The sequence below is a fragment of the Arthrobacter sp. 2YAF22_2 genome (assembly GCF_052114645.1).
Classification (GTDB): domain Bacteria; phylum Actinomycetota; class Actinomycetes; order Actinomycetales; family Micrococcaceae; genus Arthrobacter.
In genome coordinates this window covers 1-2030 of the sequence record NZ_JBFRFD010000591.1, presented here as the reverse complement: position 1 = coordinate 2030, position 2030 = coordinate 1, and the positions used below count along the sequence as shown (strand labels likewise).

General features: G+C 62.5%; 2 protein-coding genes. One reads left to right on the top strand and one right to left on the bottom strand.

Annotation, left to right across the window (positions count from 1 at the left end):
• Window positions 1–802, bottom strand: an 802-nt coding sequence (locus AB4Y86_RS17620) for an ABC transporter ATP-binding protein (protein WP_441403452.1), incomplete at its 3' end; no start/stop codon positions are given.
• Window positions 803–930: 128 nt separating this feature from the next.
• Between AB4Y86_RS17620 and AB4Y86_RS17615 the strand changes: the two genes are divergently transcribed.
• Window positions 931–2030: Spo0B domain-containing protein (locus AB4Y86_RS17615; protein ID WP_441403451.1), on the top strand; the 1100-nt coding region annotated here is incomplete at its 3' end.

Sequence of the window (2030 nt, the reverse complement as noted above, 5' to 3'; positions counted from 1 at the left end):
CAACCACCTTGTCGGCCAGCGCGATAGCCTCCTCGAGGTCATGCGTGACAAATACGACGGCAGGTTTGCTTTGCTCCCACAGGGTGAGCAGCTCGGTGCTCATCTTGGCGCGGGTCTGCACGTCGAGGGCGCTGAATGGTTCATCCATCAACAAGAGCTCGGGCTCGTTGATGAGGTTCTGGGCAAGAGCCACGCGCTTGCGCATGCCCCCCGAGAGTTGGTGGGGGTAGTTGTTCTCGAAGCCGGCAAGCCCGACTCTGCGAATCCAGTCCCGGGCATCCCGGTAGGCCGAATTCTTCTGCACGCCCCGGTACCGGGGGCCTGCTGCCACGTTTTCCAGGACGGACTGCCACGGCAGGATCGCGTCCGTCTGGAACATGAATCCTGCGTTGGGGGTGATACCGTCAACCTCCTTCCCGAAGACGCGCACCGACCCTTCGGATGCTTTTTCCATTCCCGCGGCCAAGGTCAACGATGTTGACTTGCCGCACCCCGTCGGCCCCACAATCGCGCAAAACTCTCCGCGTTCCACGCGCAGATCAAGGTTGTTCAAGGCGGTATAGCTGGAACCGTCCGGGGTACGGAATCTCTTGGTTGCTGCCGTCATTTCTATTGCCGGGGACGTGGCAGCTGCCGCCGTCCGGCCGTTCGTTCGTGATTCGGACACCGTCGTCACTCGAATCCTCTCTTCGTCTTCGTTGGCTTGCGTGAAGTGGATCACATAAGCTTTGTCGACCTTAGAAAGAGATGACCGGTGAAGAAACGCTTGAGTAACTTGTGCAACAAAGCCGCGATGTTGCACGTTTCGTGCATTTTGTGCACGACGACGACGTCGCCCCGGACCGGTGGCCCCGGTGTCCCCGCCTGCGGGCTCGGGTGAGCTGGAGCGGCGCCTGGGCGTCCCTTGTCCGCCACGGACGCACTCGGACGTTGACCGCGCAGATCCTGGTCTGGATGCTGTCCATCCTGGTCCTCACCGTGACCATGGGCGGCATGGTGTTCACCCTGATCAGCAACCAATCGTTGGACCGCCAGTACCAACTGCGGGCCCTGGGCATCGCGGCCAGCGTCTCGCAAATGCCGCAGGTACGTGCGGCGCTGCAGGCCGGGGATCCGCAGCACACAATCCAGTGGCTGGCGGCAGGCGTGGTCGATGCCGCACAGCCGGCCTACGTCGTGGTCACGGATAGTTCCGGCGTCCGATTTTCGCACCCGAATCCGGCCCTGATCGGACAGCAGCTCGAAGAGCCGGTGGCAGTCCTTGACGGACAAACGCATTTGGGGGTGAACGCCGGAAGCCTGGGCACGTCCGCGAATGCGAAGGTGCCCGTTCGATCCGGCGACGGGTCAATCATCGGTCAGGTTTCTGTCGGCATCCTCGTCACAACGGAGCAAGGCGACCAGATCCGGGAGGCCTGGCTCATCGTCGGATTCTCGGCGGCGGTCCTTGCGCTGGGCGTTCTGGGTTCGCTCCTGCTGGYCCGCAGAATCAAACGCGTGACATTTGATTTGGAGCCTGCGGAAATTGCCTCCCTTCTGCAGGAACGCGAGGCGTTGTTGCACGGAATCCGGGAGGCCGTCGTCGGGCTCGACGACGACGGGTTGGTGACACTGATCAACGAGGAGGCACGCCGACTGCTCAAAGTTGAGGCCGCCGTCGTGGGTAAACCGGTGACCGACCTGGTCCCTCCGGGCCGGCTGAGGGACTTGCTGACCGGGGCTTTGCCGGGCGCAGACCAGGTTGCGTTGACGGCGGATTCCCTTCTTGTCGTCAACCGAATGCCGGTGGTGCTCGCCGGCAGGAGCATAGGCTCGGTAGTTACCATCAGGGACCGCACTGAGACAGAAGCCCTGATCCGGGACCTTCACTCCGTGCACGGACTGATGGACGCGATGCGTGCCTTGGAGCACGAATATGCCAACCGGCTGCACGTGGTGGCGGGGTTGCTTGAAATGGGTGAGCATTCGAAGGCCAGGAACTACGTTTCCCAGATCTCCGACACGTCGAGGTCGCTCGGGGAGGGGTTGCG